Genomic DNA, 21574 nt, shown 5'->3' with positions numbered 1-21574 from the left:
GCTTGTATCTTGCCGCATGGCGCGTAATATTTACGCATCTGCATCCAACCGTAGGAAGAGGCCATGACCCGCAAGACGCGCATCGATCTCTATCGCAATATCGGCATCAGCGCCCATATTGACGCCGGCAAGACGACGACCACCGAGCGCATCCTCTTCTACACCGGCATCACCCACAAGATCGGCGAAGTCCACGACGGCGCCGCGGTGATGGACTGGATGGAGCAGGAGCAGGAACGCGGCATCACCATCACGTCGGCCGCCACCACCGCCTTCTGGAAAGGCATGGCGGGCAACTACCCCGAACACCGCATCAACATCATCGACACGCCGGGCCACGTCGACTTCACCATCGAAGTCGAACGCTCCATGCGCGTGCTCGATGGCGCCGTCATGGTCTACGACGCGGTCGGCGGCGTGCAGCCGCAATCCGAGACCGTCTGGCGCCAGGCCAACAAGTACAAGGTGCCGCGCCTGGCCTTCGTCAACAAGATGGACCGCGTGGGCGCGGACTTTCTGCGCGTGCACCGCCAGATCGCCGAACGCCTGAAGGGCGACGCCGTGCCCATCCAGTTGCCGGTGGGCGCCGAAGACCATTTCGAGGGCGTGATCGACCTGGTCAAAATGAAGGCCATCATCTGGGACGAGGCCAGCCAGGGCGTGAAGTTCCAGTACGAGGACATCCCGGCGTCGATGCAGGCGCAGGCGCAGGAATGGCACGACAAGATGGTCGAGAAGGCCGCCGAGGCCAATGAAACCCTGCTGGAAAAGTACCTTTCCGGCGACCCCCTCACCGAGGCGGAAATCAAGGAAGGCCTGCGCGCCCGCACCATCGCCAACGAGATCGTGCCGATGCTGTGCGGCAGCGCCTTCAAGAACAAGGGCGTGCAGGCCATGCTGGACGCCGTCATCGACTACATGCCTTCGCCGGTGGACGTGCCCGCCATCAAGGGACACGACCCGCGCGACAACGAAATCGAGCGCCACCCGGCCGACAACGAGCCGTTCTCCGCGCTCGCCTTCAAGATCATGACGGACCCGTTCGTCGGGCAGCTCGTGTTCTTCCGCGTCTATTCCGGCGTGGTGAAGTCCGGCGACTCGGTCTACAACCCGATCAAGGAAAAGAAAGAGCGCCTGGGCCGCATCCTGCAGATGCACGCCAACGAGCGGCGCGAAATCACCGAGGTCTACGCGGGCGACATCGCCGCGGCCGTCGGCATCAAGGACGTCACCACGGGCGACACGCTGACCGATCCGTCGCACATCATCATCCTGGAACGCATGGTGTTCCCGGAACCCGTGATCTCGCAGGCGGTGGAACCCAAGACCAAGGCCGACCAGGAAAAAATGGGCATCGCGCTGGGCCGGCTGGCGCAGGAAGATCCGTCGTTCCGCGTGCGCACCGACGAAGAATCCGGCCAGACCATCATCTCGGGCATGGGCGAGTTGCACCTGGAAATCCTGGTCGACCGCATGAAGCGCGAGTTCAACGTCGAAGCCACGGTCGGCAAGCCGCAGGTGGCGTACCGCGAAACCATCCGCAAGGCCTGCAACGAGGTCGAAGGCAAGTTCGTCAAGCAGTCGGGCGGACGCGGCCAGTACGGCCACGTGGTGCTCAAGCTCGAACCGCAGGAGCCGGGTAAGGGTTATGAATTTGTCGATGCCATCAAGGGCGGCGTGGTGCCGCGCGAATTCATCCCGGCCGTGGACAAGGGCATCCGCGAGGCGCTCAACGCCGGCGTGCTGGCGGGCTATCCGGTCGTGGACGTGAAGGCGACGCTGTTCTTCGGGTCCTATCACGACGTGGACTCGAACGAAAACGCCTTCAAGATGGCGGGCTCCATGGCGTTCAAGGAAGGCATGCGCCGCGCCGATCCGGTGCTGCTCGAGCCCATGATGCAGGTCGAGGTGGAAACGCCCGAGGACTTCACCGGCAACGTCATGGGCGACCTGTCCTCGCGCCGGGGCATGGTGCAGGGCATGGAAGACATCGCGGGCGGTGGCGGCAAGGTGGTGCGCGCCGAGGTGCCGCTGGCCGAGATGTTCGGCTACTCGACGTCCCTGCGCTCGCTGACGCAGGGCCGCGCGACCTACACGATGGAGTTCAAGCACTACGCCGAAGCGCCGCGCCAGGTGGCGCAGGAAGTGATGGCGGCCCAGGGCATGGGCCGCTGATCGCGGCGATCCGGCCGCGATCTCAGGCGGCGGCCGGGGCCGCCGTCTGGCGCATCCGCGACGACGCCAGCTTCACGCCCAGCAGGATCATCGCGAAGCCGACCCCATGGAACAGCCGGGGCGCTTCGTCCAGCAGCGGCCAGGCCAGCAGCGCCGCGTAGACCGGCACCAGGAACATCGACAGGCCCGCGGTTGCCGGGCCGGCCCGGCTGATCAGCCGGCCATAGACGTAATACGCGCCCAGGCTGGGTACCACCGCCAGGAACAGCAGCACGGCCGCCAGGCGCGGGTCCGTCCAGGGCGGCGCCATGCCGGTCGCGGCTTCGATGCCGGCAAAAGGCGCCAGCGCCAGCGCGCCGCCCAGCATCATCGCGGCCAGCCGCGCCCGGTCTGGAGCCGCGGGCAACGTCATGCGCTTTTGCAGCACCGTATAGAGCGCCCAGCCCGTCGCCGCCAGCAGCACCCACAGGTCGCCCTGTCCGAATGCCAGCCGCGCCAGCGCCTGGGCGTCGCCGCGCGTCAGCACCACCAGCACGCCGCCCAGCGCCAGCACCAGCCCGGCCGCGCGCTGCGCCGGCAGGGGTTGGCGCCAGATCACCGCCTCCAGCAGCGCCACCAGCAGCGGGCTGCACGAAAAAATCAACGCGATATTGGTGGCGCTGGTGGTCTGGGCGCCGATGTACTGGGGGGCGACCGCCACGCCCATGCCCAGCACCGCCAGCGGCAGCAGCGCGGGCAGGCCGCGCCACAACGCTCGCCGATGTGCGATCAGGGCGGGCGCGGCAATGGGCAGGAGGATCAGCAGGGCGATCAGCCAGCGGCCGAAGGCGAGGAAGACAGGAGGGAGGCCGGCGTCGTGGGCCCAGCGGGCCGCCACCATATTCGAGGCGAATAGCGCGGGGGCCGTGAAAAGCATGGCGGTGCCGGCCAGGCCGAGGCCGGTTCTTGCGGTTGCTGCGTGCGACATGGTTTCCATCCGCGCGGATCGCGCGCGGGCTGCTGCGTTGGAATTGCCGGCGCGGCCGCCGGGTTGTGCCGCAGCGGATGGCGCCGAAATCGGACGGGCGGGATAGATGCCCGTCTTGCAGGAAAGTCTACGGGCTGCCGCGCAAAATAGGTTTCCTGTTTTCCGCCGATTCACGGTGAAACGGAAAATATCCTTCCGGTAAACTTCGTCGCAGCAGGGATTTTGCCCCCTGATACCCGAAAACCATGCCCACACTGCCCAAAATCGACGACACCGACCGCAAGATCCTGCGCGCCCTGCGCGCGGACGGTCGGCTGACGAACCTCAAATTGGCCGAAACGGTCGGGCTGTCGCCCACGCCATGCTGGAACCGCGTCAAGGCGCTGGAAGAGGCGGGGGTGATCGAAGGCTATGCCGCGCTGCTGAACCAGAAGGCGCTCGGGCTGCCGGACACGGTCATGATCGAAGTCACGCTGGAACATCACGACGACGACACGCTGGCGCGCTTTGGCGAAGAGATCAGCCGTCTGCCGGAAGTGGTGGAGGCGTTCCTGGTGACGGGCGAGTACGACTACCTTATCAAGGTCGCCGTGGCCGGCACGGAAGGCTACGAGGAGTTCCTGCGCAAGCGGCTGTACAAGCTGCGCGGCGTGCGGCACAGCCGCTCGACCTTCGTGCTGCGCCGCCTGAAGCACACGCCGTCGGTTGAGCCCTGACCGGCGCGGATCAGCCGCCGATGAATTCCTGGATGGCGCCGTTGAAGGCGCGGGGATTGCCCAGGTTCATGCCATGCGAAGAACCCGCGATGTCCACGCGATGGGCTTGCGGCAGCCACTGCGCCAGGGCGTCCAGCACGGCCGGGTAGGGCGCGGGACTCAGCGCGCCGCCGATCAGCAGGACTGGCAGCGTCAGGCTGCCGATCTGCGCCGGGCCCAGCGTCTCCGGCCGCTCGTCCACCTGGCCGAAAAGCGTGCCCACGTTGTCGCGCACCATGTCCTTGAACCAGGGCACCATGCGCTGCCAGGTGTTGGGGCCGGTCACGGTGTCCACGAACAGCGCCAGCCCTTCCTCGACCTCGCCCTGCCGGATGAGCGCCAGGGCGCGCTGGCGAAAGCCGCCGCGCTCGTCGCCGCCGCCGGGCAGCGGCAGGCCGGGGTCGGCCAGCGTCAGGCTGCGCAGCGCGTCCGGCTGTCGCAGGGCGGCTTCCAGCGCGACGCGGCCGCCGCGCGAATGGCCCACCAGGTGGGCCGGGCCGCCCGCCACCTTGTCGATGAATTCCAGCACGTCGCTGGCGTGCTGGTCGATCGAAAAGCCGCCGCCTTCGCCGTCCCAGGTCTCGGGCCAGTACCGGCGCAGGCACACCGCCAGCACCCGGAACGAGCGGCCCAGCGGCGCCATCTGCGATTTCCAGTAACGGCTGTCGGACAGGGAGCCGTGCACCAGCACCAGCGGGGTGCCGCTGCCGTACTCGGTGTAGGACATGGCGTAACCGCCGATGGAGGCGGTTTGCAGAGGCAGGACGGGTTCGGAACGCATGAAGAGTGGGACGTGAAGCCAGGTCCGCATTCTAGCCCGGCAGGGCGGCGGGGCGGGATCGCCGGACGCTGATAAACTCGTCTGCGGTCCGCCGGCGCAGCCCGCCCGCGCGCCCGGTTCATTTCAACGGAGTTCGTATCGATGTCGCCTGAATCCATCGCCGCCCTGCCGGAATCCGCCCAGCGCGTCGCCCGCCTGCTGGTGGAATTGGGGCATGACAAGCCCGTGGTGGTGCTGCCCCAGACCGGCAAGACCTCGGCGGAAGCGGCCGCGGGGCTGGGCTGCGAAGTCGCCCAGATCGCCAAGTCCATTATTTTCCGGCGCGCCACCGACGACGCGCCGGTGCTGGTCATCGCCAGCGGCGCCAATCGCGTGGATGAAGCCAAGGTGGCGGCGCAGGTCGGCGCGCTGGCCAAGGCCGACGCGCGCTTCGTGCGCGACATGACCGGCTACGCGATCGGCGGCGTCTGCCCCATCGGCCACGCGGTCAAGCCCGTGATGCTGCTGGACGCGGACCTGTTCAACTACGACAGCCTGTGGGCCGCGGCGGGCCATCCGCATACCGTGTTCAATCTGACGCCGGCGCAGTTGGCGGACATGACCGGCGCGCCGGTCGCCGACGTGGCGCTGCGCGGCTGAGCATCACGCCCCGGACCGCCCGCGGCGGCGATCAGCCCGGGTGTTCTTCCAGCCCGTCGATCAGCACCTGCCGGCGGCCTTTCGAACACGCCTCCACCCGCGCCTGCACGCCATAGACGGCCGCCAGCGCCTGCGGCGTGATGACGTCGGCCGGCGATCCCGCGGCGTGCAGCCGCCCCGCGTGGATCATCACGGCCTGGTCCGCGTGCTGCAGCGCCACGTTCAGGTCGTGCAGCACGATGAGGCTGATGAGCCCATGCTCGCGCGTTTCCTGCCGTAGCAGCCGCATGACATGGAACTGGTAGTTCAGGTCCAGGGCGGACAACGGCTCGTCCAGCAGCAGCACGCGCGGATGGCGAATCAGCGCCTGCGCCAGGCCCACCAGTTGCTTCTGCCCGCCGGACAGCGCGTCCAGGTAATGCAGCGCCAGATGCGCGATGCCCAGCCGCGCCAGCAGCCGGTCGATGGCGGGCAGGTCCACCGGCGGCGCCGCCGCATCGCTGGCGCGGGCCGCCACCAGCACCGACTCGAACACCCGCAGGTGGACGGCCGCCGGCAGGCTCTGGGGCAGGTACACGACGTGGCGGGCGCGCTCGCCGTGATCCAGCCGGGTCAGGTCCAGCCCGTCCAGCGTCGCCGCGCCCGCACGGGGCCGCAGCAGGCCAGCCAGGGTCTTGAGCAAGGTCGATTTGCCGCTGCCGTTCGGGCCAAGCAGCGCCGTGACCTCGCCGGCAGCCAGCGCCGGAACCGACAGGCCGCGCAGCACGTCCTCGCCGCCATAACCGGCAGTGAGCGACTGCACCGTCAATCCGGCGTGCGATTTGGCGTCGACGGGCCCGGTCATGGCAATTGCCTGCGCAGCACGACGGACACGAAAAACGGAATCCCGACCAAGGCGGTGACGATGCCCACGGGCACCACCACGCCGGGCATGAGATTCTTGGACGCAATCGACGCCAGCGACAGGATCACGGCGCCCACCAGCGCGCTGCCCGGCAGATAGAAGCGGTGGTCTTCGCCGAACAGCCGGCGCGCGATATGCGGCGCCACCAGTCCGATGAAGCCGATCGTGCCGACAAAGGCGACCGCCAGGGCCGACAGCAGGCTCACGCGCGCGAGCGCCGACACGCGCAGGCGGCGCACGTCCACGCCGAAACTGGCGGCGCGGTCCTCGCCCAGCCGCAAGGCCGTCAGCTTCCAGGACTGCCGCATGGCCAGCGGCAGCGCCAGGGCGAACGCAAGCGCCATCACGCCGACCGTCGTCCAGCTTGATCGCGCCAGGCTCCCCATCGTCCAGAACACCAGGTTCTGCAGGGCTTCGGCGCTGGCCGTGAGCTGCACCAGGGACACCAGCGCATTGAAGGTAAACACCATGGCGATGCCGAACAGCACCACGCCCGACGTGTTCATGCCGCCCCATCGGGCGACCGCGTCCAGCAGCAACGCCGCCAGCAGGGCGAACAGGAAGGCATTGGCCGCGATCAGCCAGCCAGCGGGGACGCCCGGCAGGCCCAGTTGCAGCACGATGGCCAGCGATGCGCCGAACGCCGCCGCCGACGACACGCCCAGCGTGAACGGACTGGCGAGCGGGTTATTCAGGATGGTCTGCATTTCGGCGCCCGCCAGCCCGAGCGCCATGCCCACCAGGGCGGCCATCAGGGCCGAAGGCAGGCGGATGTCCCACACGATCACGCGGTACGTGGCGTCGGCCTCGGCCGGTCGGACGAAGGTCTGCCAGAGTTCACGCCAGGGCAGGCCCGAGGGGCCGACGGTGAAGTCGATCAGCAGCGCAAACAGAATCGCCGCCAGCAGCAGGGCAAGAAGCCCCGCCCGGCGGCGAAGGATGTGGCGGTATGCGCCGGCCGCGCTGGCGGCTTGGCGCATTACTGCAGCAGTTGGAGCCGGCTCTTGGCCGTGGTGGCGGCCGGCGTGGTCGGATAGTCGCGGACGATGCGCTGCAGGGTGGCCTTGGCGCCCGCGCGGTTGTTCAGTTCGATCTGGCTGCCGGCGATGATCAGCAGCGCATCGGGCGCACGGGCGTTATCCGGCGAATTCTGCACCATGGCATTCAGTTGCTCGATGGTGCCCTTGAAATCCTTCAGCGCATAGCGGCTGCTGCCCTGGTAGAACTGGGCGCTGGGGGCGAGCTGGCTGTTGGGATAGAGCGCGGTAAAGGCGGCCAGCGATTCGGCCGCATCCTTGTACTGCCCCTTGCGAAAGAGGTCCATCGCGCCGTCATAGGCGCTCTGTTCCTGCGGATCGCCGGCTGACGCGCCCGGAGGATTCGCGTTGCCCGGCGCGGCGCCCGGCCGGCTGCTGGGCTGCTGGCGCGACACCAGTTCGAGCTGGTCGCGCAACTGGGCGATTTCCTGTTGCAAAGCCTGGATCTGGTCGGCCAACTGCAACCTGGCGCGCTGGTTTTGCTCGTTCTGCTTCTGCACCTGCTGACGCAGATCCAGGATGGCCTTGCGGGCTTCATCGTCGGAAAAAGCGTGAGCGGGCGCCGTCAGGGCGGCAAGCGCCAGGCCGGTGGCCATGATCAGGGGACGCAGGGACAGAACGTAATCGCGCATGAATATTCCCGGGTATAAAAACAAACGTCGGGACGGCCGGCTGGCCGTCCCGACGCGTGGTAGGGCTCCAGACTAAGCGAAAAGCTTAACGCAGATAGTTGATATCGGCGCGGCGGTTTTCGGCAAAGTCGGCTTCAGACGTACCCGTCGAGCGCGGCTTTTCCTTGCCGAAGCTGATGGTTTCGATCTGGTTGTCGCTGACGCCCAGCAGGGTCATCATGCGACGCACTGCGTCGGCACGACGCTGGCCCAGGGCCAGGTTGTACTCGGCACCGCCGCGTTCGTCGGTGTTGCCTTCGATCTTGATCTTTTGCTGTTGGTGCGCAGCCAGATACTTGGCATGGGTTTCGACCAGGCCACGGTATTGGTCCGACACGGTATAGCTGTCGAAATCAAAGTACACCGAGCGCTGTTGCGCCAGGATGCTTTGGGGGTTGAAGGGATCAAGGATCTGGCCGGAGGCCGAGGATCCTTGGCCAGCGCCTCCGCCCTGACCCGCTTTATCGTCGAGAGGGACGGAGCTGCAAGCCGCCAGGGTGGCGGCCAGAGCGGCGATGGTTAGGCTTTTGGCAATGCGCGACTTCATGATAGTTCCTTTGCAAAGAGAGTCACACGTGTTATCGGGTAAATGGGCCCCAAGTCGGTTCACGTATTTCCCCGTTCAGTACCGAAAGCGTCTGTCGTACGCGTCCATCGCTCGAGACACCTGCAAGCACGCTACGGCCATTTTGGATGGCGGCGTAGAGGACTTGCATGCCATTGGGCGCAAAGCTCGGCGACTGATCGTCACGACCATCAGTCAGCAAAGTCTCGGCGCCAGTGGACAAGTTCAGGGATGCGATTCGAAACGCGCCGTCTCGTCTTGCAACGTACAGCAGCGTCGATCCGTCGGGGGAAATTCGGGGTGAGATGTTGTAACCACCATTAAACGTGAGACGGCGGGCCTCGCCGCCTGTCGAGCCGGTCTGGTAGATCTGCGGCCCGCCGCTGCGGTCACTCGTAAAGATAATGGAAGCCCCATCGGGCGTAAAGCTCGGTTCGGTGTCAATGCCGGGAGAACGCGTAACTCGGGTCGGATTCGAGCCGTCCGCCGAATTAACGACGTAAATTTGCGACAAACCATCACGCGTCAGGGCAACGGCCAGCTTGCTGCCATCGGGCGACCAGCCGGGGGCGCTGTTGTTGCCCTTGAAGTTGGCGACGGGCGCGCGGGCACTGGTGGCCAATGTATGCACGTAGACGACAGGTTTGCCGGATTCGAAGCTCACATAGGCCAACTTGGAGCCATCGGGCGACCAGGCCGGCGAGATGATCGGCTCGCGCGAGCGCAGCGCAACCTGGGGATTCTGGCCGTCGGCGTCAGCCACCTGCAGTTCGTAGGTGGAGCCCTTTTTCAGCACATACGCGATACGCGTCGAGAACACGCCGCGAACGCCGGTGATCTTCTCGTAGATGCGGTCTGCGATCTGGTGGGCAACACGGCGCAGTTCCTGCTCGGTGCCCGAGAACGCCACGCCGTCCAGCTGCGACTTCTTGACCGTGTCGGCCAGGCGATAGCGCACGTCGTAGCGGCCGTCGGCGCCGCGGGTGATGCTGCCGTAGGCGATGAAGTCCGCGCCCTTGCCGCGCCAGTCGTCGTGAGCGATCGGGGAGTCCACGTTCAGGCCGGAGCCCGCGGCGTTGATGAGGCGGAACTGTCCAGTGCGGGTGAGGTCGGCGCGGATGACTTCGGCCAGCGCGCGGCCATGGGTGTCGTCGACGGCAAAGTCCGCGATGGCCACGGGGTACTGGGTGGCGCCGGTGCCGGAGATATCGACACGCAACTGGGCATGGGCAGGCTTCATGGCGATCAGCAAGGCCAGGGCCGCCATCAGCAGCGCGATGCCGTACGCTCTCCAGAGCGTGGCGGGGGGCACTCGTCGACTATAAGCGGGAGTCATGTTCGTCAATCTCCTGTCAGTCATACATTCTGTAGACAACGTCAATAATGGGTTCGTAGCGGCCCGTCGAGGGCTTCGGGAACGGGTTGCAACGGCGGATGCCCGTCTCGACCGCGCGGTCGAAGCCGGCGTTGCCAGAAGAACTGGTCAACGTGACGCCATTCACCTTCCCGTCAGAGCCTAACTGTACCCGGTATTGTGCCGTCGGATTTCCGGAGCCGCTGCGGGGCGGAGGCGGATAAGCCACCCCGGGTTGCACGCAGGCGCGGACCTTGGCGCCATAGCCGCTGTCGCGTCCGCCGCCCGCCTGGTTGCGGTCGGCAGTGCCCCCGGGGATGCCCGCGGCGCCCAGGGCGTCGTTGCGGAATGCATCCTTCAGGGCCTTGTCCGCGGCGGCCTTCTTCGCGGCGGCAGCCTTCTCGGCGGCAGCCTTCTCGGCGGCGGCTTTTTCGGCAGCAGCCTTTTCAGCAGCAGCCTTCTCGGCGGCGGCCTTCTCGGCAGCGGCCTTTTCGGCAGCCGCCTTCTTGGCGGCTTCTTCCTTGGCCTTTTTCTCGGCAGCCGCCTTCTCGGCGGCCGCCTTCTCGGCGGCGGCCTTTTCAGCGGCGGCTTTCTCGGCGGCAGCCTTTTCGGCAGCCGCCTTCTGGGCAGCGGCCTTCTCGGCAGCGGCTTTTTCCGCGGCAGCCTTCTCGGCGGCCTGGCGTTCCTGCTCCAGGCGCTTCTTTTCCTTCAGTTCGGCCTGCTTGCGCTCTTCTTCGAGACGCGCCTTTTCCTTGGCGGCCTCGGCGGCCTCGCGCGCCTTCTCTTCCTGCTCGCGCTTCTTCTTGGCCTCCTGGATGGCGATCTCGGGATCGACCTCCTCGGTCTTGGCCTGGACTTGCGGCTCGGGTTCGGGCGGGGGCGGGGGAGGCGGCGGGGGCGGTTCGGGCGCCTTTTCGGGCTCCGGCTCGGGCTGCGGCTTCGGTTGGGGTTTGGGCGGTTCGGGCTGCGGCGTGGGCGGCGGCGAGACGGGCGAATTGCCGTCCGCCCAGAGTTCGACCTGGACGGGGCCAGGGTTCTCGGTGTGCCAGTTCACGCCAAAGATCAGGGCGACCAGCAGCAGCAGGTGCACCGCCACGGCCAGAATGAGCGAATTCCGGTTGTCGTTGTTGGGCGGGGTGGCCGGCGGGCCGCTGCGGTGTCGAATTATGGGTGGCGTCATGTGCGGTGCATGCCGGCCGGGCCGGCGGATGGCGGCGCGTTAGCGGTTCTTGGCGGGAGCGGGCTGTTGGGCGGCTGCGGCGGACTGGTCCACCAGCAGGCCCAGGCGGGTGATCCCGTTGGTGCGCAGCTCGTCCATGACCTTTACGACCGTCTCGTAGGGCACCTTGCCGTCGGCGGCGATGACCACCGGGGTTTCCGCGGTAATGCGCGAACGCACTTGCGCCACCAGTTCGGTGCGCGCGATGTCCTGCAGGGTGGCGCCGGCTTCGCGCATGCGCAGCGCGATCTTGCCGTCTTCGGAAATCTGGACTTCCAGCGGTTTGACCGGCACGTCGGAGGCGGCGCCCACCGACGGAAGCTGGATCAGCCCGGGCGTGATCAGGGGCGCCGTCACCATGAAGATGACCAGCAGCACCAGCATCACGTCGATGTACGGCACCACGTTGATGTCGGCCTTCATGCGGCGGCCGGACCTGCCGCGCGAGCTTACCGAGGGCATTAGCGCACCTGCCGTTGCAGAATGTTCAGGAATTCATCGACGAAGCTGTCAAAGCGGATCGAAATGCGGTCGATGTCATTCGTGAAGCGGTTGTAGGCAACCACGGCCGGGATGGCGGCGAACAGGCCGATTGCCGTGGCGATCAGCGCCTCGGCGATGCCGGGGGCCACCGAGGCCAGCGTGGCCTGCTGCATGTTCGACAGGCCGATGAAGGCGTGCATGATCCCCCAGACCGTGCCCAGGAGGCCGATGTAGGGGGACACCGAACCGGCGGACGCCAGGAAGTTCAGGTGGGATTCCAGCGCGTCCATTTCGCGCTGGTAGGCGGCGCGCATGGCGCGGCGCGGGCCGTCCAGCACCGCGGTGGCGTCGCCGCTGGCGTTGCCGCGGCGGGCCTTCAGGAATTCGGTCATGCCGGCATCGAAGATGCGGGCGAGGGCGCCCTGTTCGTCGCGGCGCGAGGCCACGGCCTGCTGCAACATGGACAGGTCGCCGCCCGACCAGAAGTCGTCTTCGAAGCGGCGCGTCTGGTCATGGGCCCGCTTGATGGCCATGCGCTTGGCGAAGATGTAGGTCCAGGACATGATCGAAATGCCCAACAGCATCAGCATGATGAGCTGGACCGGCACGCTGGCGTGCGAAATCAGCGAAAGCAACGACATGTCGTTGGTGACTTGCATGGTTATTCCTGAATGAATTCCAGTTTTGCGCGAACGTCGGCCGGCAGTTCCGCCGGCCGCATTTGAATGGCATCGACGCAACAGACTTGGATGTTGCCTTCGGCAAGCAGTTCCCCGTCGCGTTCCGCACGCTGCGCGAAGTGTATCGAAGCGCGGCCCAGTTTGGTGACTCGGCTGCGTATGGTAAGCAAATCGTCCAGCCTGGCCGGTTTGCGGTAGGACATGTCCAGGGCGCGGACGACGAAGAGCCGTTGCTCGCTGGCGGCCAGTCCGGATTGGTTCACTCCCAGATCGCGCAGCCATTCTGTGCGGGCGCGCTCCAGGAATTTCAAGTAGTTGGCATAGAAAACCACCCCGCCTGCATCCGTGTCCTCATAGTAGACGCGGACTTGCAGGGTGGATTCGGCAGACTTCGGATCGGTCACGATACAGGGTAACGAAGAGGCGGGTCGGGACGCAGGGAAGTCCGTAGCTACTATAGGGTATGTCTGGCGTTCAGGCCGGGTTCAAAGCGTGTCGAGTTTCGTCAGCACGGCTTCAAGCGCGGACTCTACCGGAATCTTGGCCGCTTCGGTTTCCCGCCGGGCCTGCAATTCCACCACACCATCGTTCAGGCCGCGTTCTCCAACTGTTACACGCAGCGGCGCGCCGATCAGTTCCCACTCGGCGAACATGACGCCGGGACGGGCATCGCGGTCGTCAAGCATCACATCCACGCCGCGCGCGAGCAGCGATTCGTAGAGTTTCTGCGCGGTGTCACGCACCGTTTCACTTTTGCCCCAGCCCACCGGGCAGATCACGACCTCGAAAGGCGCGATCGCGCGGGGCCAGATGATGCCGCGCGCGTCGTGGTTCTGCTCGATGGCGGCGCCCACGATACGGGTCACGCCGATGCCGTAGCAGCCCATTTCCAGGACGGCGGGCTTGCCGGTTTCGTCCAGGAAGGTGGCCTTCAGGGCTTCGGAGTACTTCTTGCCCAGGTAGAAGACGTGGCCCACTTCGATGCCGCGCTGGATCGACAGCGTGCCCTTGCCGTCCGGCGAGGGATCGCCCGCGACGACGTTGCGCAGGTCGGCCACCTGTTCCGGTTCGGGCAGGTCGCGGCCCCAGTTCACGCCCTGGGTGTGGAAATCTTCGCGGTTGGCGCCGCAGACGAAGTCGGCCATGTTGGCGACGGTGCGGTCGGCGATCACGTGGACGGGCTTGGCCGTCTTGACCGGGCCCAGGTAGCCGGGCTTGCAGCCGAAATGCTCGACGATCTCGGCTTCGGTGGCGAAACGGAAGCCCGACAGCCCGGGCAGCTTGCCCGCCTTGATCTCGTTCAGTTCGTGGTCGCCGCGCAGGAGCAGCAGCCAGATGTCGACCTTGCCCTTTTCGCCATCGGTGGCCAGGACGATCGACTTGATCGTGCGCTCTAGCGGGATGCCCAGCAGCTTGGCGACGTCTTCGCACTTGGCGGCGCCCGGCGTCGGGACGTCTTCCATGGCCTGCGCGGCCGCGGCGCGGGTGGGGTACAGGCTGGGGGCTTCGGCCAGCTCGATGTTGGCGGCGTAGTCCGAATCCGCGTTGTAGACCAGCAGGTCCTCGCCCGTGTCGGCGATGACCTGGAATTCATGGCTGCGCGTGCCGCCGATGGAGCCCGTGTCGGCCGCCACCGCGCGGAACTCAAGTCCCAGGCGGCCGAAAATCTTCATATAGGCGCTGAACATGGTGTCGTAGCTGCGCTGCGCGCCCGCTTCGTCGCGGTCGAAGGAATAGGCGTCCTTCATGGTGAATTCGCGGCCGCGCATCAGGCCGAAGCGGGGGCGGCGCTCATCCCGGAACTTGGTCTGAATGTGATAGAAGTTCAGCGGAAGCTGGCGGTAGCTGTGGATTTCATTGCGGGCGATGTCCGTGATGACCTCTTCGGACGTGGGCTGCAGCACGAAATCGCGCTGGTGCCGGTCCTTGATGCGCAGCAGTTCCGCTCCGTATTGCTCCCAGCGCCCCGATTCCTGCCACAGCTCGGCCGGCTGCACCACCGGCATCAGCAGCTCGATGGCGCCTGCGGCGTTCATTTCTTCCCGGATGATCGCCTCGACCTTGCGGATGATCTTCAGGCCCAGGGGCATGTAAGTGTAGATGCCGCCCGCGAGCTTGCGGATCATCCCGGCGCGGGTCATCAGCTGGTGGCTGGCGACTTCCGCTTCGGAAGGGGCTTCTTTGAGGGTGTTGATGTGGTAGTTGGATGCGCGCATGTTTAAAGGTGGCAGCAGATACGTATAATCGACCGTAATTGTATTGAATTCGGTGGGGGTGGCCCATGCTTGACCGCGAAGGCTACCGCCCCAATGTCGGCATCATTCTCGTCAACACTAGAAACGAGGTCTTTTGGGGCAAGCGTATCAGGGAACATGCATGGCAGTTCCCCCAGGGCGGCATCAAGTACGGCGAAAGCCCGGTGCAGGCCATGTATCGCGAACTCCATGAAGAGGTGGGCTTGAAGCCCGAGCATGTCCGTATTTTGGGGCGTACACGCGATTGGTTACGTTATAACGTGCCCGATCACTTTGTCCGGCGTGAGTGGCGTGGCCACTATAAAGGACAAAAGCAGATTTGGTTCTTGTTGCGCCTGGTGGGACGTGACAGCGACGTTTGCCTGCGCGCGACGCAGCATCCGGAATTCGACGCCTGGCGCTGGAGCCAGTACTGGGTTCCGCTGGATGCCGTCATCGAGTTCAAGCGAGACGTCTATACCCAGGCGTTGAACGAGTTGTCAGCCATCCTCTTTCGGCGCCATCACGAGACCCGCTACCTGCGCCAACGGGTGCACGGTCAGCGAGCAGCAGAGAATTTGCCCGAAGGAACGGACGGTCATGCGCATATTGTTGGTTGAAGACGAACGGGACATGGCGTCCTGGCTGATGCGCGCGCTCGCCCAGAGCGGGTTCGTCCCCGATCACGCGGCGGACGCGCGCACGGCCGAAGCCTTCATGGCCGGCACCGAGTACGACGCCATCGTCATGGACCTGCGCCTGCCCGACAAGCACGGCCTGGTCGTCCTGCGCGAAATGCGCAACCGCGACGACCGCACGCCCGTCCTCCTGCTGACGGCGCAGGGCGCGTTGCAGGACCGGGTCCGCGGCCTGAACCTGGGCGCGGACGATTTCCTGACCAAGCCCTTCGCGCTGGAAGAACTGGAAGCCCGCCTGACGGCGCTGGTGCGGCGCAGCCGCGGCCGCCAGCATCCGCGCCTGCAGTGCGGCTCGCTGTCCTACGACAGCGAAAGCCGCGCCTTCACCCTGGACGGATCCCTGCTGTTCCTGACCCCGCGCGAACACGCCGCCCTGGCGGCGCTGCTGACGCGCAGCGGCTATCCGGTGGACAAGGCGCACTTGTTCGGCAAGGTCTTCACGCATGACAGCGAAGCCAATCCGGACGCGATCGAAGTCGTGCTGCATCGCCTGCGCAAAAAGCTGGCCGGCAGCGACGTGCGCATCGTGACGGTGCGCGGACTGGGCTACATGCTGGAAGGCGTGGCCAGCGAGTCCGCGGAACCCTAGGTGAGCCTGCGGATACCCGGATTGCCGCGCGTCGGCATCCGCGCGCTGCTGATCATCCTGCTGCTGCCGGGCGTGGTGGTGCTGCTGGTCATCGACAGCCTGAACGACTATCGCACCCTGTCGGAAATCACCAACGAAGCCTACGACAGCGCGCTGGTGGAACCGGCGCGCGTGCTGGAGAGCAGCCTGGAATTCACGCCGGACGGCAACCTGCAGGTGGCCACGCCGCTGTATGCGCAGGTCATGCTGGAATCCCGGGCGGGCCTGCGCAAGTATTTCCGCATCGAGGAAATCGATCCTCCCTTGCCCGACGACGCACCCGTGCCCGTGACCCAGGGCAAGACCTTGCTGGGCATGCCGGAGATGCCGCGTCCGCCGTCCTGGCCGCGCTCGAATGGCCAGCCCATCTTTTACGACGGCGTGTATCGCAACGATCCGGTGCGGGTCGTGTCCGTGGTGCGCGATCTCTATTACCAGGGCCAGCATCGGCAGGTGCTGGTCGTCGTGGCCGAAAGCACCGGCAAGCGCATCGAAGCCGAGAACAGTGCGCGGCGCCAGGAGATCCTGCGCGACGCGCGGATGCTGGCGCTGGTTGTGGTGCTGGTCTGGTGGGGCGTGTCCTGGGCCTTGAAGCCGCTGCGCCGGCTGCAGGCCGACATCCGCGCGCGCCGCTCCGATGACCTGACGCCGCTGGACGCCTCGCGCGTGCCCAGCGAAGTCGCGCCGCTCGTCGAAGCCGTCAACCACCACATCGCCCGTTACCGGCGGGTGCTCGACGAGCAATCGAACTTCCTGGCCGACGCCTCCCACCAGTTGCGCACCCCGCTCGCCATCATGCTGACGCAGGCGCAGTACACGCTGCGCGAACGCGATCCGGCGCGCGCGCGCGAAGGCCTGCGCGCCATCGTCGACCAGCTCGGGCGCACGCGCCGCCTCACCGAACAGCTCCTGTCGCTGGCGCACGCCAACCAGGCCGGTCAGACTCCGCGCCAGTTGCTGGACATGAATGCCGTATCGCGCGAAGTCGTCCTGCAGTACCTGCCGCTGGCGCACGAGAAGCAGCAGGACCTGGGCTGGGTGCAGGCAGACGCCGAAGACGGGCAGGACACGCCCGTGCAGGTGTCCGGCAACGAGGCCGAACTGCACGAGGCCTTGTCGAACCTGGTCCACAACGCCATCCATTACGCGCCGGTCGGCGCCCGGATCACGGTGTCCGTCTGCCCCGTGGAAAACCGCGTCGAGGTCGCCGTGTCCGACAATGGACCCGGCCTGGAGCCGGTCATGCGCAAACGCGCCTTCACGCGTTTTGAGCGCGTGGGCACGGACAAGCCGGTGGCCTCCTCGGGCTCCGGTCTGGGGCTGGGCATCGCGCGCGCCTATGCCCGGCGCAACGACGGCGATATCGAGTTGCGCGACGGCGAGCCCAACAGTCAGGGGGGCGTGGGCCTCGCGTCGGTGCTGTGGCTGCCGCTGGCGCCCACCGTCTCCCAGTACCCGCGACCCGCCGAGGTCCAGCTCAAGGGCGATCAGTAGCGCCCGCCTTTTCTTGCCTTTCCGCCTTGTTTTTTGCGGCTGTCGCCGCTGCCGATCAGGGATAACCCCCGGATTCAGGAACCCGACAGCGCATAGAAAGCGGATTAGCAGCTTACTTCCGTAATCTGCGTTCCGGCCTGTCGTCAGGGGCCGGGCGTCGCTCGTTTCGGGCGGCGCATCGCGGGCCGGCGCAGCCCGGCACAAGGAAGGAGGATGGAAGTGCAAAAGACAATCAACAGAAAGGACTATTACGGCGGCGCGCTGATGGTCCTGATCGGGCTGGCCGCGATCTACGGCGGAACCGACTATCACATCGGCACGCTCAGCCACATGGGCCCGGGCTTCTTTCCCGCGGCGCTCGGCGGCCTGCTGGCGCTGACCGGCGTGCTGATCGCGCTGTCGGCGCGCTCGGACGCACCTGCCGCGCCCGCGCCGGCAGAGGGCCATCCCACCGGCATGCCCGACATCCGCGGCAGCGTGTGCATCCTGCTCGGCATCCTGGCCTTCCTGCTGCTGGGCCATTACGGCGGCCTCTTGCCCGCCACGTTCGCCATTGTCTTCATCTCGGCGCTGGGCGACCGCAAGAACACGATCAAGCAGGCCATCCTGCTGTCGATCGCCATGTCCGCGATCGCGGTCGTCGTCTTCTGGTGGGCGCTGCAACTGCAGCTTCCGCTGTTTCGTTGGGGTTGAAGCGCCATGATCTCTCAAGCTCTGGTAGACCTTTGGTACGGCTTTGGCGTTGCGTTCCAACTGCACAACCTGATGTGGTCGTTCTTCGGCGTGCTGGTGGGCAACCTCATCGGCGTGCTGCCCGGCATGGGCGCGCTGTCGGCCATTTCCATCCTGCTGCCGCTGACCTACGTCATGCAGCCCGTGCCCGCCATCCTGATGCTGGCCGGGATTTTCTACGGCTCGCAGTACGGCGGCGCGATCGGCGCGATCCTGCTCAACCTGCCTTCGCACCCGCCGCACGCGGTCACCTGCCTCGATGGGTATCCATTGACCAAGCAGGGCAAGGGCGGCACGGCGCTGGGCATCACGATGATCTGCTCGTTCTTCGCGGCGTCGATCGGCATCATCGTCATGATCTTCGCATCGCCCCTGCTGGTCGAGGTGGCGTTCAAGTTCGGGCCCACGGAAATCTTCTCCATCATGCTGCTGGGCCTGCTGGCGGGCGCCACCATGTCGCGCGGCTCGCCGCTCAAGGGCGTGGCGATGACGCTGTTCGGCCTGATGTGCGGCGTGGTGGGTACGGACGTGAACACCGGCACCATCCGCTTTTCGTTCGGCCTGCTGGACCTGTCTGACGGCCTGGAACTGGTCGCGATCTCGATGGGCCTGTTCGGCGTCGCTGACTTCCTGATGAGCGTGAACCGCATGACCATCATCGGCAGCGGCGCCAAGCTGCGCCTGCGCGACATGCGGCCCAGCAAGCAGGAGCTCAAGACGGCGTTCTGGCCCATGGTGCGCGGCACGGCCGTCGGCACGTTGTTCGGCGCCATGCCCGGCACCGGTCCCACCATCACCACGTTCGTCGCCTATGCGCTGGAACGCAAGATTTCCAAGACGCCCGAGAAATTCGGCACCGGCATGATCGCCGGCGTGGCCTCGCCCGAAGCGTCGTCGCACTCGAAGACGCAGGTCGATTTCATCCCGACGATGAGCCTGGGCATTCCCGGCGACGCCGTGATGGCGCTGATCCTGGGGGCGCTCCTGATCCAGGGCATCCAGCCCGGCCCGCAGCTCATCACCGAGCATCCGGACATCTTCTGGGGGCTGATCGCCAGTTTCTGGGTGGGCAACGTGCTGCTCATGGTGCTGAACGTGCCGCTCATCGGCGTGTGGGTCAAGCTGCTGCAGGTGCCTTACCGCTACCTGTTCCCGTCCGCGCTGTTCTTTATCGCAGTGGGCGTGTACAGCACCCAGAACAGCCTCTTCCAGATATGGGAAGTCCTCGCCTTCGGCGTGATCGGGGCCATCCTGATGACGCTGGAGTTTTCGGTGGCGCCCATCCTGCTGGGCTTCGTGCTGGGGCCCATGGTCGAAGAGAATTTCCGCCGCGCGCTGCTGTTGTCGCGCGGTGACCTGGGGGTGTTCATCGAACGGCCCATCAGCGCGTGGTTCATCGGCGCGAGCGCCTTGCTGGTCGCGCTGCAGGTCTGGGCCTACCTGCGTCGCAACAAGGGCAAGAACAAGCCCCAGGTGCCGCAGACCGCCTGATCGCCCGTCTTTCGATGCAGGCGCACACGGCCCGGCTTCACGCCGGGCCGTTTGATTTGTGCGCCAGCATCCCTCATGCTTGGGGTTTTCATCGCTCGCCCGCTGCCACCATGCATATTCTCTTTGCTTGTCCCCATCACGATCCTGATTCCTGGGTGCCTCGCCTCGAGGCCGCCATGCCCGGCTGCCGCATCTCGGTGTGGAATCCCGAAGGCCCGCCGTCCGGCGCGCAAGTCGCCCTGGTGTGGCGTCCGCCGGCCGAACTCTTCAAGCACGAAACCCAGCTGCAGACCTTGTTCAACCTGGGCGCGGGCGTCGATGCGCTGCTGAAGATGCCGGAGATCCCCCCGCACGTGCGCATCGTCCGTCTCGAAGACGCCGGCATGGCGGTGCAGATGGCCGAATACGCGCTGTATGCGCTGCTGCGCGTCTCGCGCGATTTCGAAGCCTTCGACCAGGCCCAGGCGCGCCAGCACTGGGATACCCGCGAGGGCACGCGCCAGGCCGATTGGCCGGTGGGCGTGCTGGGGCTGGGGCAGGTGGGCGCGCGCGTCGCGCAGACGCTCGCCGAGTTCGGCTATCCGGTGGCAGGCTGGTCGCGCTCGCCGCGCGAGATTCCCGGCGTGCAGTCCTTTGCCGGCGAAGCCGCATTGCCCGATTTCCTGGCGCGCACGCGCTTTCTGGTCAACGTGCTGCCATTGACGCCGGATACGCAGGGCATCCTCAATCGCGAAACCCTGTCGCGCCTCTTGCCCAATGCGCATCTGGTCAACGTGGGCCGCGGGGAACATCTGGTCGAAGACGACCTGGTGCAGATGCTCGAAGAGGGCGAAATCGCGGGGGCCACGCTGGACGTTTTCCACGAGGAGCCGCTGCCCAAGGACCATCCGTTCTGGCACGACCCGCGCGTCCACGTCACGCCGCACATCGCGGCACGCACGCTGCGCGACGAAAGCATCGAGCAGATCGCGGGCAAGGTCGCGCGCCTGATGCGCGGCGAGCCCATCACCGGCGTGGTCGAGCGCACGCGCGGCTACTGAGGCGCCGGCGCCGCGGCTTTCTCCAGCCGCTGGTACATCGAGGGCAGGCGCTGCGACAGGAAGTCCAGCAGGGTGCGCACGGCGGGCATCATGCCCCGCCGCGACGGATAGATGCAGTGCACGATGCCCTCGGGCGATTGCCACTGCGGTAGCACCGGCACGAGCTGCCCGCGGCGCAGTTCTTCCTGCGTCGCGATCGACGGCAGCAGGGCGATGCCACGCCCACGCACGGCCGCCTCCGTCAGGACGATGAAATCGTTGCACGACAGCTGCGGCTTCAGTTCGATCTGCACCTCTTCGCCCTTGTCATTGCGCAGCGGCCAGCGCACTTCGTTCTGTGGATCGCTGAAGCTCAGCGTGGTGTGCGACGCCAGATCCTGCGGCGTGTCCGGCGCGCCGTGGCGCTGCAGATAACCCGGGCTGGCCACCAGCGTGCCGCGTGCGGTGCCCAGGTGGCGCACGACCAGTTCCGCGTCCGTGTCCAGCTTGGTGCGGACCCGCAGGGCCAGGTCCACGCCTTCGCGGATCAGGTCCACGCGCCGGTTCGTGACCAGCAACTGCACGGAAATCGCGGGCCATGCATCCAGGAATTCGGGCAGCAGCGGAGCCAGCACGTCCTGGGCGATCGACACTGGGCAACTCACGATCACCGGGCCCGTGGGCTCGGCCTGCAATTGGCGCATGGCGTCGTCCGCCGCCCGCGCCGATGCGGCCATTTCCCGGCAGTAGTGCAGGTAGCGTTCGCCGGCGGACGTGAGCCGCAGCCGGCGGGTGGTGCGCTGCAGGAGGCGCACGCCCAGGCTCTCTTCCAGGTGGGAGATCCGGCGAGAGAGGCGGGACTTCGGGATGTCCAATGCCCGCGCGGCGGCGCTGAACCCCCCTTGCTCAACGACTTGGGAAAAGTAGTAAAGGTCGTTTAGATCTTGCATGATTGTTCTATGTTTGGAACGAACAGTTCATCATACCCGTATTTATGTATCTAATTAACCCATCTACAGTGACGTCATGCACAACGGATCTGCCAACG

At 66.3% G+C, this 21574-nt stretch carries 22 protein-coding genes; 9 read left to right on the top strand and 13 right to left on the bottom strand.

The annotated features are described in order from the left end of the window. Window positions 1-63: 63 nt before the first annotated feature. On the top strand, window positions 64-2175 hold the full coding sequence (gene fusA, locus BMW75_RS12385; protein WP_092579619.1) for an elongation factor G: 2112 nt from the start codon (window positions 64-66) through the stop codon (window positions 2173-2175). Window positions 2176-2197: 22 nt separating this feature from the next. On the opposite strand, the gene BMW75_RS12380 is transcribed toward fusA, so the two are convergent. Then, window positions 2198-3142, bottom strand: coding sequence for a DMT family transporter (locus tag BMW75_RS12380; protein ID WP_254791996.1), 945 nt, complete (start codon window positions 3140-3142; stop codon window positions 2198-2200). Window positions 3143-3387: 245 nt separating this feature from the next. Between BMW75_RS12380 and BMW75_RS12375 the strand changes: the two genes are divergently transcribed. After that, entirely contained in the window at window positions 3388-3858 is a 471-nt protein-coding gene (locus BMW75_RS12375) for an Lrp/AsnC family transcriptional regulator (RefSeq protein WP_092579617.1), read from the top strand. Between the two features lie 10 nt (window positions 3859-3868). Here BMW75_RS12375 and BMW75_RS12370 read toward each other — a convergent pair whose 3' ends face one another. Next, on the bottom strand, window positions 3869-4678 hold the full coding sequence (locus tag BMW75_RS12370) for an alpha/beta fold hydrolase (protein WP_092579615.1): 810 nt from the start codon (window positions 4676-4678) through the stop codon (window positions 3869-3871). 141 nt (window positions 4679-4819) lie between these two features. On the opposite strand from BMW75_RS12370, the gene BMW75_RS12365 reads away from it, so the two are divergent. Continuing rightward, complete coding sequence (locus BMW75_RS12365) at window positions 4820-5317, top strand: YbaK/EbsC family protein (protein WP_092579613.1); 498 nt, start codon at window positions 4820-4822, stop codon at window positions 5315-5317. A gap of 31 nt (window positions 5318-5348) precedes the next feature. Here BMW75_RS12365 and BMW75_RS12360 read toward each other — a convergent pair whose 3' ends face one another. From BMW75_RS12360 to BMW75_RS12315, 10 genes are all read right to left on the bottom strand, one after another. Further along, entirely contained in the window at window positions 5349-6161 is an 813-nt protein-coding gene (locus BMW75_RS12360) for an ABC transporter ATP-binding protein (RefSeq protein WP_092579611.1), read from the bottom strand. Beyond that, window positions 6158-7201 (bottom strand): FecCD family ABC transporter permease, encoded by a 1044-nt coding sequence (locus BMW75_RS12355; protein ID WP_092579609.1) that lies wholly within the window; start codon window positions 7199-7201, stop codon window positions 6158-6160. Before BMW75_RS12355 ends, BMW75_RS12360 begins: the two co-directional genes overlap by 4 nt. Beyond that, entirely contained in the window at window positions 7201-7890 is a 690-nt protein-coding gene (gene ybgF / locus BMW75_RS12350) for a tol-pal system protein YbgF (protein WP_092579607.1), read from the bottom strand. Before ybgF ends, BMW75_RS12355 begins: the two co-directional genes overlap by 1 nt. Window positions 7891-7975: 85 nt before the next feature. Beyond that, a complete protein-coding gene (pal, locus tag BMW75_RS12345; protein ID WP_076518821.1) occupies window positions 7976-8476 on the bottom strand; it encodes a peptidoglycan-associated lipoprotein Pal in 501 nt (166 codons plus the stop codon). Window positions 8477-8507: 31 nt separating this feature from the next. Next, window positions 8508-9830, bottom strand: coding sequence for a Tol-Pal system beta propeller repeat protein TolB (tolB, locus tag BMW75_RS12340; RefSeq protein WP_092579605.1), 1323 nt, complete (start codon window positions 9828-9830; stop codon window positions 8508-8510). A gap of 16 nt (window positions 9831-9846) precedes the next feature. After that, window positions 9847-11028: a cell envelope integrity protein TolA gene (tolA, locus tag BMW75_RS12335; RefSeq protein ID WP_092579603.1), complete on the bottom strand. Its 1182-nt coding sequence runs from the start codon at window positions 11026-11028 to the stop codon at window positions 9847-9849. A gap of 39 nt (window positions 11029-11067) precedes the next feature. Next, window positions 11068-11529, bottom strand: coding sequence for a protein TolR (gene tolR, locus BMW75_RS12330; RefSeq protein ID WP_092579601.1), 462 nt, complete (start codon window positions 11527-11529; stop codon window positions 11068-11070). Then, window positions 11529-12209: a protein TolQ gene (gene tolQ / locus BMW75_RS12325; RefSeq protein WP_056327907.1), complete on the bottom strand. Its 681-nt coding sequence runs from the start codon at window positions 12207-12209 to the stop codon at window positions 11529-11531. Before tolQ ends, tolR begins: the two co-directional genes overlap by 1 nt. A gap of 2 nt (window positions 12210-12211) precedes the next feature. Then, a complete protein-coding gene (gene ybgC, locus BMW75_RS12320) occupies window positions 12212-12634 on the bottom strand; it encodes a tol-pal system-associated acyl-CoA thioesterase (protein ID WP_092579599.1) in 423 nt (140 codons plus the stop codon). An 81-nt stretch (window positions 12635-12715) separates the two neighbouring features. Then, window positions 12716-14446 carry a proline--tRNA ligase gene (locus BMW75_RS12315; protein WP_092579597.1) on the bottom strand — a complete coding sequence of 577 codons (1731 nt, stop codon included), beginning with the start codon at window positions 14444-14446 and terminating at the stop codon, window positions 12716-12718. 65 nt (window positions 14447-14511) lie between these two features. Here BMW75_RS12315 and BMW75_RS12310 point away from each other — a divergent pair, with 65 nt between their 5' ends. From BMW75_RS12310 to BMW75_RS12285, 6 genes are all read left to right on the top strand, one after another. Further along, window positions 14512-15084 carry an RNA pyrophosphohydrolase gene (locus BMW75_RS12310; RefSeq protein ID WP_056327909.1) on the top strand — a complete coding sequence of 191 codons (573 nt, stop codon included), beginning with the start codon at window positions 14512-14514 and terminating at the stop codon, window positions 15082-15084. Further along, window positions 15065-15751: a response regulator gene (locus BMW75_RS12305; RefSeq protein ID WP_076518827.1), complete on the top strand. Its 687-nt coding sequence runs from the start codon at window positions 15065-15067 to the stop codon at window positions 15749-15751. Before BMW75_RS12310 ends, BMW75_RS12305 begins: the two co-directional genes overlap by 20 nt. After that, entirely contained in the window at window positions 15752-17284 is a 1533-nt protein-coding gene (locus tag BMW75_RS12300) for a sensor histidine kinase (protein ID WP_231952249.1), read from the top strand. It abuts the gene before it with no gap. 213 nt (window positions 17285-17497) lie between these two features. Beyond that, window positions 17498-17977 carry a tripartite tricarboxylate transporter TctB family protein gene (locus BMW75_RS12295; protein ID WP_172805874.1) on the top strand — a complete coding sequence of 160 codons (480 nt, stop codon included), beginning with the start codon at window positions 17498-17500 and terminating at the stop codon, window positions 17975-17977. Between the two features lie 6 nt (window positions 17978-17983). Beyond that, window positions 17984-19507: a tripartite tricarboxylate transporter permease gene (locus tag BMW75_RS12290; protein WP_092579595.1), complete on the top strand. Its 1524-nt coding sequence runs from the start codon at window positions 17984-17986 to the stop codon at window positions 19505-19507. A 110-nt stretch (window positions 19508-19617) separates the two neighbouring features. After that, the gene (locus tag BMW75_RS12285; RefSeq protein WP_076518830.1) at window positions 19618-20547 is read left to right on the top strand and encodes a 2-hydroxyacid dehydrogenase; all 930 of its coding nucleotides are present in this window, start codon (window positions 19618-19620) and stop codon (window positions 20545-20547) included. On the opposite strand, the gene BMW75_RS12280 is transcribed toward BMW75_RS12285, so the two are convergent. Beyond that, window positions 20541-21476, bottom strand: a complete 936-nt coding sequence (locus BMW75_RS12280) for a LysR family transcriptional regulator (protein ID WP_092579593.1) — start codon at window positions 21474-21476, stop codon at window positions 20541-20543. The genes BMW75_RS12285 and BMW75_RS12280 overlap by 7 nt on opposite strands. Window positions 21477-21574 lie beyond the last annotated feature (98 nt).

The sequence above is a fragment of the Achromobacter sp. NFACC18-2 genome, assembly GCF_900108985.1.
GTDB lineage: Bacteria > Pseudomonadota > Gammaproteobacteria > Burkholderiales > Burkholderiaceae_B > Achromobacter.
Note: the sequence above shows the minus strand (reverse complement) of the source record. Positions and strands in the feature narration are given on the sequence as shown.

Bases quoted from the DNA above. Each gene is read 5' to 3' on its own strand.
- BMW75_RS12310 (WP_056327909.1), top strand. From the start codon at position 14,512: ATGCTTGACCGCGAAGGCTACCGCCCCAATGTCGGCATCATTCTCGTC.
- ybgF (WP_092579607.1), bottom strand. From the start codon at position 7,890: ATGCGCGATTACGTTCTGTCCCTGCGTCCCCTGATCATGGCCACCGGC.
- BMW75_RS12370 (WP_092579615.1), bottom strand. From the start codon at position 4,678: ATGCGTTCCGAACCCGTCCTGCCTCTGCAAACCGCCTCCATCGGCGGT.
- pal (WP_076518821.1), bottom strand. From the start codon at position 8,476: ATGAAGTCGCGCATTGCCAAAAGCCTAACCATCGCCGCTCTGGCCGCC.
- tolA (WP_092579603.1), bottom strand. From the start codon at position 11,028: ATGACGCCACCCATAATTCGACACCGCAGCGGCCCGCCGGCCACCCCG.
- BMW75_RS12280 (WP_092579593.1), bottom strand. From the start codon at position 21,476: ATGCAAGATCTAAACGACCTTTACTACTTTTCCCAAGTCGTTGAGCAA.
- tolB (WP_092579605.1), bottom strand. From the start codon at position 9,830: ATGACTCCCGCTTATAGTCGACGAGTGCCCCCCGCCACGCTCTGGAGA.
- BMW75_RS12355 (WP_092579609.1), bottom strand. From the start codon at position 7,201: ATGCGCCAAGCCGCCAGCGCGGCCGGCGCATACCGCCACATCCTTCGC.
- tolR (WP_092579601.1), bottom strand. From the start codon at position 11,529: ATGCCCTCGGTAAGCTCGCGCGGCAGGTCCGGCCGCCGCATGAAGGCC.
- BMW75_RS12305 (WP_076518827.1), top strand. From the start codon at position 15,065: ATGCGCATATTGTTGGTTGAAGACGAACGGGACATGGCGTCCTGGCTG.
- BMW75_RS12285 (WP_076518830.1), top strand. From the start codon at position 19,618: ATGCATATTCTCTTTGCTTGTCCCCATCACGATCCTGATTCCTGGGTG.
- fusA (WP_092579619.1), top strand. From the start codon at position 64: ATGACCCGCAAGACGCGCATCGATCTCTATCGCAATATCGGCATCAGC.
- BMW75_RS12315 (WP_092579597.1), bottom strand. From the start codon at position 14,446: ATGCGCGCATCCAACTACCACATCAACACCCTCAAAGAAGCCCCTTCC.
- BMW75_RS12290 (WP_092579595.1), top strand. From the start codon at position 17,984: ATGATCTCTCAAGCTCTGGTAGACCTTTGGTACGGCTTTGGCGTTGCG.
- tolQ (WP_056327907.1), bottom strand. From the start codon at position 12,209: ATGCAAGTCACCAACGACATGTCGTTGCTTTCGCTGATTTCGCACGCC.
- BMW75_RS12380 (WP_254791996.1), bottom strand. From the start codon at position 3,142: ATGTCGCACGCAGCAACCGCAAGAACCGGCCTCGGCCTGGCCGGCACC.
- BMW75_RS12360 (WP_092579611.1), bottom strand. From the start codon at position 6,161: ATGACCGGGCCCGTCGACGCCAAATCGCACGCCGGATTGACGGTGCAG.
- BMW75_RS12365 (WP_092579613.1), top strand. From the start codon at position 4,820: ATGTCGCCTGAATCCATCGCCGCCCTGCCGGAATCCGCCCAGCGCGTC.
- BMW75_RS12375 (WP_092579617.1), top strand. From the start codon at position 3,388: ATGCCCACACTGCCCAAAATCGACGACACCGACCGCAAGATCCTGCGC.
- BMW75_RS12295 (WP_172805874.1), top strand. From the start codon at position 17,498: ATGGAAGTGCAAAAGACAATCAACAGAAAGGACTATTACGGCGGCGCG.